The sequence below is a fragment of the Photobacterium sp. GB-210 genome (assembly GCF_003026075.1).
Classification (GTDB): domain Bacteria; phylum Pseudomonadota; class Gammaproteobacteria; order Enterobacterales; family Vibrionaceae; genus Photobacterium.
Genome location: NZ_PYNU01000018.1, coordinates 69,332 through 78,319 on the forward strand (window position 1 = coordinate 69,332; position 8,988 = coordinate 78,319).

Genomic DNA, 8,988 nt, shown 5'->3' on the forward strand with positions numbered 1-8,988 from the left:
TTTTCCCGCGATTAAAGCGGGATTTTTTTTATCTATCCCCTCATAATATTGTCACATTTGATTAATTCCGAGTCCCTGAGAGCCTGATGGAACTAGAAGAAGTTTATCGTCGTGACTTAAATTTGTTGGTAGCACTGAAAGTTCTTTTGGATGAAGGAAGCGTTAGTCGTGCAGCTGTTCGTTTGAATTTAAGCCAATCAGCCATGAGCCGTGTGTTAGGTCGATTACGTGATTTATTACATGATCCCTTATTTACCCGACAGGGGCAGGCACTAATTCCAACTCAACGAGCATTAGAGATCAATGAGCTGTTAAATGACCCTTTGGAGTCGTTACGTCTTTTATTAACGCCTAATGATTTTCAGCCTAGCCAGTGTGATCAGCGGTTCAAAATTGCGACAACAGACTATGCGATGCAAACCATTTTGCCTTTTGCTTTGCCGCGAATTTATCAAGAAGCGCCACATATCTCATTAGAGTTTGCACCACTGCAACATGATCACCTATTGGGGCAATTAACCAGTGACGGTTGTGACATGGCAATTTGTCGCCCTGTTGGAGATATTGATTCACTTTGTCATCAGCAACTTGGTTTAGTGAGTGTATTTTGCTTGATAGCATCCGATCACCCGTTAGCTAATAAGCCCTTAACGTTTGATGATTACCTGACGTACCCTCATGCCATGATAGCGATTAGTGATGGAGTTAAGTCATTAATTGATGATGAGTTGCGTGGCTACCCTGAACTTAAATTGGTGCTACGGGCATACCACTTAGAAGCCGCATTAGCGGTGCTCAAGATCATGCCGCTGATTATTACCGTTCCTGCCGATCTCGCGTATTTAGTCGCAGAACGTTATGACTTGGTGGTTAAACCGCTGCCGTTTGAGTTTAAACCGTTTGATTACTCTCTTATTTGGCATTCACGGTGTGAGCATTCAGCATCGCAAATATGGCTACGTAATATTATAAAAGAAGAGTGTAGTCGGCTGATTGATTCGCGGATCCTTGATATGGGTTTAATAAAGTAGCGGATAACAAAAAGGCCAGCACAATGACTGACCTTCTTAGTTGGTGTGGGGTTATCGATTAAAGCTTGATAACGACACGACCTGTGATTTGACCATTAGTGATCGCTTCAGCACATTCTGCAACTTCTTCAAGTTCTACTTCGCGACAAGCTTGTTCAAAGTAGCTTGCTGGTAGAATTTCAGATAGACGTTGCCAAGCTTGTTGACGTTTCTCGAACGGACACATTACAGAATCTACACCTTGTAGGCGAACGTTACGAAGAATAAATGGCATTACTGTTGTTGGTAAATCAAAACCGCCAGCAAGACCACAAATAGCAACCGCACCATTGTAGTTAATTTGGCTCAATACTTTTGCCAATACTTTGCTACCAACAGTATCAATAGCACCAGCCCATAGTTGTTTATCTAATGGGCGAGCAGGCTCTTCAAATACGCTACGCTCAATAATTGTTGTTGCGCCAAGCTTTTTCAGTAGGTCGCCATTAACTTCTGCGCGACCTGTCACTGCCGCTACTTTGTAGCCTAGTTGAGAAAGTAAAGTCACAGCAACAGAGCCAACACCGCCACTTGCACCTGTAACTAAAATTTCACCGTCTTCTGGTTTTACATCAGCATCAATAAGCGCTTGTACACAAAGCATTGCTGTTAAGCCTGCAGTACCAATCATCATAGCTTGTTTGCCATCGAATTTTTCAGGTAGCGGTACTAACCAATCTGCTTTTAGGCGTGCTTTTTCTGCCATGCCACCCCAGTGACCTTCACCGACACCCCAGCCAGTTAAGACAACTTTATCACCAGCTTTGTAACGGTTATCTGAAGACTCAGCGACAGTACCCGTTAGATCGACACCTGGAACCATTGGGAATTGACGAACAATGCGACCTTTACCGGTGATCGCTAAACCATCTTTGTAATTCAGTGAAGAGTAATCAACATTAATTAATACATCACCTTCAGGAAGCTCTGATGTTTCTAGCTGACGAATACCTGCAATTGTTTTTTTATCTTCTTGTTCTAGTACGAGTGCTTTAAACATAGCAATGCTCCGGTAAATTCATGTTCGACAGTGAATGTAAGATAAGTGTATATCGACTTTTAGTTATGAATAAAATGAAACTTAATCATGGTATCTATGTACACCTAGCATATATTCGTTGAAATCGTCTTTTATCTTTTAGGTAGATAGTCTGATTGAGTATATCGCTAATATAAAAAATAAATAGCGAGAATAAAAAAAGCTTACCGTGAGGGTAAGCTTTTTGTGTCAGTGGGGTGTCTATTATTCTACGCGTTCAAAAATGGTAGCAATACCTTGGCCAAGACCAATACACATGGTCGCTAAACCAAACTCAACGTCATGGCTTTCCATTAAGTTTATTAATGTGGTTGAAATACGAGAGCCTGAACAGCCAAGAGGATGCCCAAGTGCAATAGCACCGCCATTGAGATTAACTTTTTCATCCATTTTATCGAGTAGACCTAAGTCTTTTGCGCAAGGGAGCGATTGCGCTGCAAAGGCCTCATTGAGCTCTATCATTCCGATGTCATCGATGGTTAAGCCTGCTCGTTTAAGTGCTTTTTGAGTAGCAGGTACAGGGCCATAACCCATAATAGATGGATCGCAGCCTGCAACGGCCATTGATTTTACGCGCGCACGAATACGTAGCCCTAAATCACGGGCATGTTGCTCATCCATTAATAGCATAGCGGATGCGCCATCAGATAAGGCTGAAGAGGTGCCTGCGGTAACCGTACCATTAACGGGATCGAAAACAGGGCGAAGCTGACTCAAGGTTTCTACGGTGGTTTCAGGACGAATAACTTCATCGGTTTCAAAGCGCTTTAAAATCCCATCGCTATCGTGACCTTCAGTGGCGAGTATTTCGTTATTAAAACGTCCTTCAACTGTGGCTGCGTAAGCTCGTTGATGAGAGCGTGCAGCAAAGGCATCTTGCATTTCTCGACTGATACCATGCATTCGACCTAGCATTTCAGCGGTTAGTCCCATCATACCTGCCGCTTTTGCAACGGATTTTGATAACCCCGGGTGGAAATCAACACCATGGTTCATTGGTACATGTCCCATGTGTTCAACGCCACCGATAATACATGTTTTCGCGTCACCAACCATGATTGCGCGGGTTGCATCATGTATCGCCTGCATTGATGAACCACATAAGCGATTGACCGTTGTTGCACCAACAGAATGGGGAATGCCTGCTAAAAGTGCGGCATTACGTGCGACATTAAAACCTTGCTCTAAGGTTTGCTGAACACAGCCCCAGTAAATATCTTCAATATTGTTTGGATCGAGTTGTGGGTTGCGCTCAAGCAAACCTTTCATTAAATGAGCGGAAAGATCTTCGGCGCGAACGTTCCTATAAGCCCCAGCTTTTGAACGTCCCATCGGGGTGCGGATACAATCAACAATTACAACGTTATTCATAATGATGCCCTCATCCTTAAGCGTTCAGGTTAGTGGTATGGTTATAGTACGTTTCGCCTTTAGTGGCTTTTTCTCGTAGTCCTTTTGGTACTTCATACAATGCACCTAATTCGGCATATTGATCGGCCAGTGCAACATAATTGGCAAGCCCTAAGCTATCAAGGTAACGGAACACACCACCTCTAAATGGTGGGAAACCTAAACCGTACACCAACGCCATATCGGCTTCGGCTGGCGTGGCGATAATGTTTTCTTCTAAACAACGCACCACTTCATTAATCATAGGGATCATCATACGAGCGATAATAGCGTCGCTGGTAAACGCTGTATTTGGTTGGCAAACAGGGGCGAGAAGTGCTTCTGTCTTATCTGACACGGCTTTTTTCGGTTTACCTTTACGATCGATAGAGTAGCTAAAGAAACCATGGCCGTTTTTCTGACCGAAACGCTGTGCTTCAAACATCACATCAATGGCATCTTTACCATTTTTCCCCATACGATCAGGGAAACCTTCTGCCATGACCGCTTGCGCGTGATGCGCCGTATCAATACCGACAACATCGAGTAGATAAGCAGGACCCATTGGCCAACCAAACTCTTTTTCCATGACTTTATCGATTTGAATGTAATCAGCCCCATCTTTAAGCAATAAGCTAAAGCCAGAAAAGTAAGGGAAGAGCACGCGGTTCACAAAGAACCCTGGGCAGTCATTAACAACAATTGGTGATTTACCCATTTTCGCAGCATAAGCGACAACGCGATCAATGGTCTCTTTCGATGTTTTTTCACCGCGAATGATCTCAACTAATGGCATGCGATGAACGGGGTTGAAAAAGTGCATGCCACAGAAATTTTCAGGGCGTTTAAGTGATTTGGCTAGTAGGTTAATTGGAATAGTTGAGGTATTTGAAGCAAGCACGGTGTCGTCGGTCACTTGGTTTTCAACATCAGCTAATACCGCCGCTTTTACTTTTGGATTTTCAACGACAGCTTCCACTACGATATCGACACTGTCTGCGCCAGCGTAATGTAAACTCGGAGTAATGGATGACAGAACGGAAGCCATTTTTAAACCATCAATACGCTTACGCTCAAGTTGTTTATTTAACAGCTTGGCCGCTTCATTCATGCCTAAGCTCAATGAAGCTTCAGCAATATCTTTCATTAAAACAGGCGTGCCTTTTAGCGCTGATTGATAGGCGATACCACCCCCCATAATACCTGCGCCTAATACCATGGCGTGCTCTGTCGGTTTTGCTGATTTTGACGCTTTTTTGGCTTGGCTTTTAATATATTGGTCGTTTAAGAAAATGCTAACCAATGCTTGAGCAACATCGGTTTTGGCTAATTGAACAAAATGCTGGTTTTCGATCACTAATGCTTCATCTCGAGCGCATCGTGCGGCTTGTTCGATAGTCGCCACAGCAGCCATAGGTGCAGGGTAATGTTTACCAGCGACTTTGGCGACCATACCTTTGGCTGTCGAGAAGCTCATAGTCGCTTCTATTTTATTAAGCGAAAGCGGTGCTTGTTTTTGTTTTCGACGTTGTTGCCAGTCTAGTTTTCCTTCAATCGCACTTTTTATCATTGCCAGTGCGGCGTACTTTAAGTTGTCAGTTTCAACAACAGCATCAACTAGTCCCAACTTTAAAGCGTCTTGTGCTTTCTTATCTTTACCAGCGGTAATGATTTCCATTGCTGAATCAGCACCAATTAAACGCGGCAGTCTTACTGTGCCACCAAAGCCTGGCATGATCCCCAATTTTGTTTCAGGTAGACCAATACGCGCTTTAGTATCAGCAACACGAAAATCTGTAGCAAGTACACACTCACAACCGCCGCCTAACGCATAACCATTAATGGCTGAAAGCGTCGGTACAGGGAGATCTTCAAGCTTATTAAAAATGTCATTGGCATGAGAAAGCCATTGTGAGAGTTCTTGTTCTGGCTTGGCAAATAGTCCGAGAAACTCAGTAATATCCGCACCGACAATAAAGGCGTCTTTTGCTGAGGTAATAATTACCCCTTTTAAATCGGGTTGTTGATACAACGCATTAAGTGCTTGATTGAAGCTTTCCAGTGTCGAAATATTGAATTTATTCACTGGGCCTTGAGCATTAAGGTTGATCTCCGCAATACCATCTTCCAGATAGCTAACGGATAGGGTTTCACCTTGGTAAATCATGTTCTATCTCCATATGTTCCAGTCTACGCTGGATTTGGTTTGATTTAACTGGTTTGACCTGTTGTAGGTATAAACTAAGTGTGAACCCTAAAAGAAACAAATTCAAACACTAATTTAAACATTTGTTTAACATTTATGATGAATGACTCAACTTCAAGACAAGGTGTGAGTTGACGCATGGCGTAATAACAGGGTGTTAACGACAGCACTATGAGATAGAGAGGAATGTGGTATCCTGCCACCCCTTTATCATTAAGGCGTAAATAATGTCGAATTCTGAACCTTATCTTGTTCCTACTGCAGAAGTGATATTTGAAGAAGAGATCAAGAAAAGTCGCTTTATTACTTATTTAGCGCATACCCCTAATATTGAGGCTGCGAAACTGTTCGTACAGCAAATTAAAGAGCGTCACCATGATGCGCGCCATAATTGCTGGGCATTTGTCGCTGGTCGCCCGAGTGACTCAATGAAATGGGGGTTTAGTGATGATGGCGAACCATCAGGCACCGCTGGTAAGCCGATATTGGCACAGCTAACAGGCTCTGGTGTTGGTGAAATGACCGCTGTTGTAACACGTTACTATGGTGGTATTCGTTTAGGTACTGGTGGGTTAGTAAAAGCTTATGGTGGTGGGGTACAGCAAGCCCTGACATTACTCGAAACAAAAGAAAAAGTGATCACTTCAACATTGCATTTGAGTTGTGAATATAATCAAGTGTCTTTAGTTGAAGCATTATTAAGTGAATACAATGGCACTCAGTTACATGCCGATTATGGTAATCAAGTCACTATGCAGATAGAGCTAGATAATCGTATAGTGGAAGAGTTTCGTGCCAAATTAACCAATCGTAGTGGCGGGCGCATCATTGCAGGCTCGGCTTCAGATACATAATCATTTCCATATTAAGGTGAGAGCCGCTTAGGCCATGCAATTTCGTTCAATTATTCGAATCGTCGGGCTATTGCTCGCGTTATTTAGTGTCACCATGCTTATCCCTGCACTGGTGGCATTGATCTATCGTGATGGTGCGGGTTTCCCGTTTGTCGTGACGTTTTTTATTCTTATTACAGGTGGTGGCTTATTGTGGCTACCAAACCGACAACATCGCCATGAACTAAAAGCTCGAGACGGTTTTCTTATTGTTGTCTTATTTTGGGTGGTTATTGGTAGTGCCGGTGCAATCCCATTTTTATTATCTAAAACACCTGATTTGTCAGTCGCAGACTCCTTTTTTGAATCATTTTCCGCGCTGACAACCACAGGAGCGACCGTTATTGTCGGCCTTGACTATCTGCCTAAAGCGATTTTGTTTTATCGCCAGTTATTACAGTGGTTTGGTGGTATGGGGATCATCGTACTTGCTGTCGCCATTTTACCCGTACTGGGTATCGGTGGGATGCAGTTATATCGAGCAGAAATTCCGGGACCGGTAAAAGACAGTAAGATGACGCCGCGTATTGCTGAGACAGCAAAAACCTTGTGGTATATCTATCTTGCCTTAACCATTGCTTGCGCACTCGCATTTTGGTTAGCAGGGATGTCAGCTTTTGATGCTATCTCACATAGTTTCTCAACTATCGCTATTGGTGGTTTTTCTACCCACGATGCCAGTATCGGGTATTTTAATAGCCCCACGATTAATATGATCACCGTGGTGTTTCTTTTAATTTCAGCGTGTAATTTTTCTTTGCACTTTGCTGCCTTCGGTAATGGTGGTGTGCACTTAAGAACCTATTGGCGTGATCCTGAGTTTCGCGCATTTCTCGGTGCGCAGGTGATTTTATTTGGTATCTGCTTTGGTTTATTACTCAAACATAGCCCTTATGATTCCTATTTTACGGCGTTTGATCAGGCGTTATTTCAAACCGTATCTATCTCAACGACCGCAGGATTTACGACCACAGGATTTTCTGACTGGCCGCTTTTCTTACCGGTGCTGCTTTTATTCTCTTCATTTATAGGAGGATGTGCAGGCTCAACGGGTGGCGGTATGAAAGTGATAAGAATTTTACTACTTTCTTTGCAAGGTGTACGTGAATTAAAACGTCTTGTTCACCCGCGTGCGGTTTACACGATTAAGTTAGGTAATAAAGCATTACCTCAGCGAGTCGTTGATGCTGTATGGGGTTTTTTCTCGGCTTATGCCTTAGTGTTTGTGGTTTGCATGTTGGCATTAATCGCGACCGGGCTTGATGAGCTGACTGCATTCTCAGCTGTTGCAGCCACACTTAATAATTTAGGCCCCGGTTTAGGAGAAGTCGCTGTCCACTTTGGTGAAGTTAATGATTCCGCAAAATGGATATTAATTATTGCGATGTTATTTGGTCGATTAGAAGTATTTACATTATTAGTTTTATTTACGCCGACATTCTGGCGTAACTAAAGGAGTACTTATGGAAAAGGTATTGTTGCTGCATTCGAGTTGTGAAGGGCAAACTAAGAAAATCTTAAATCATATTGAGCAACAATTAGGTGAACAGTACCACTGTGACTATGTAGACATTCATAGTGAGCCCAATGTTGATTTTAATTTGTATGATCGTGTGCTTGTTGGCGCCTCTATTCGCTATGGTCACTTCAATAAGAAACTGTATCGATTTATCAATAAATACCAACAAGAACTGTCACAATATAATGTTGCTTTTTTCTGTGTGAATCTTACTGCACGTAAAGAAGGCAAAGATACGCCAGAGGGCAGTGCTTATATTAAGAAGTTCTTAATTAAGTCACCATGGCACCCTGTGTTAATCGGCGTTTTTGCTGGCGCACTAAGATATCCCCGTTATAACTTCTTTGATCGCACAATGATTAAGTTGATTATGAAAATCACAGGTGGAGAAACGGATACGACGAAAGAGGTGGAATACACGGATTGGAATAAAGTGAGCGATTTTGCTACGCAATTTAAGCAGCAACGGAATGAAAAATAGGAAGTTGATTGCTTTTTGAACTAACGTTCTCTTTTTTAAAAGAAAAGTTAATTATTGCTTGCTAAGCCTCATTTTGTCTCTATAATGCCGCCACATCGACGCGATAACGGCTTCCAGTAAGGATTTCGGGAAGTGACGATAGGATGAAAGATTTAATAAAATAAGTTGAAAAAAGTGTTTGACACGACAGCTTATTTCGCTAGAATGGCCATCCACTTCAACGAAAGCCTGAAACGTTTAAAAGTTTTAGTTTCGATGAGGATTGTTCTTTAACAATTTGACCATGCAATCTGTGTGGGCACTCGTTGAAAAGTTAAGTCGAAAGATTTATCAATGATACTAGTGACCAATACAAATAACTTCGGTTATTTGGCACAGTCAATTCAAATAT

7 protein-coding genes are annotated in these 8,988 nt (G+C 42.5%); 4 read left to right on the plus strand and 3 right to left on the minus strand.

Features of this window, described 5'->3' with window-relative positions; translation table 11 throughout:
- The first annotated feature begins 86 nt into the window (after window positions 1–86).
- Entirely contained in the window at window positions 87–1,031 is a 945-nt protein-coding gene (locus C9J38_RS16885) for a LysR family transcriptional regulator (RefSeq protein WP_107208105.1), read from the plus strand.
- A 58-nt stretch (window positions 1,032–1,089) separates the two neighbouring features.
- Here C9J38_RS16885 and C9J38_RS16890 read toward each other — a convergent pair whose 3' ends face one another.
- The 3 genes from C9J38_RS16890 to fadB form a co-directional block, all read right to left on the minus strand.
- Window positions 1,090–2,070, minus strand: a complete 981-nt coding sequence (locus C9J38_RS16890; RefSeq protein ID WP_105061244.1) for an MDR family oxidoreductase — start codon at window positions 2,068–2,070, stop codon at window positions 1,090–1,092.
- Between the two features lie 243 nt (window positions 2,071–2,313).
- Window positions 2,314–3,480 carry an acetyl-CoA C-acyltransferase FadA gene (gene fadA / locus C9J38_RS16895; RefSeq protein WP_107208106.1) on the minus strand — a complete coding sequence of 389 codons (1,167 nt, stop codon included), beginning with the start codon at window positions 3,478–3,480 and terminating at the stop codon, window positions 2,314–2,316.
- 16 nt (window positions 3,481–3,496) lie between these two features.
- Window positions 3,497–5,665, minus strand: a complete 2,169-nt coding sequence (gene fadB, locus C9J38_RS16900) for a fatty acid oxidation complex subunit alpha FadB (protein ID WP_107208107.1) — start codon at window positions 5,663–5,665, stop codon at window positions 3,497–3,499.
- A 266-nt stretch (window positions 5,666–5,931) separates the two neighbouring features.
- Between fadB and C9J38_RS16905 the strand changes: the two genes are divergently transcribed.
- Genes C9J38_RS16905 through hemG form a run of 3 tightly spaced genes read left to right on the plus strand, consistent with a single transcriptional unit; the run spans window position 5,932 to window position 8,597 of the window.
- Complete coding sequence (locus C9J38_RS16905; protein ID WP_107208108.1) at window positions 5,932–6,558, plus strand: YigZ family protein; 627 nt, start codon at window positions 5,932–5,934, stop codon at window positions 6,556–6,558.
- 34 nt (window positions 6,559–6,592) lie between these two features.
- Window positions 6,593–8,050: a TrkH family potassium uptake protein gene (locus C9J38_RS16910; protein WP_107208109.1), complete on the plus strand. Its 1,458-nt coding sequence runs from the start codon at window positions 6,593–6,595 to the stop codon at window positions 8,048–8,050.
- A 10-nt stretch (window positions 8,051–8,060) separates the two neighbouring features.
- A complete protein-coding gene (hemG, locus tag C9J38_RS16915) occupies window positions 8,061–8,597 on the plus strand; it encodes a menaquinone-dependent protoporphyrinogen IX dehydrogenase (protein ID WP_107208110.1) in 537 nt (178 codons plus the stop codon).
- Window positions 8,598–8,988 lie beyond the last annotated feature (391 nt).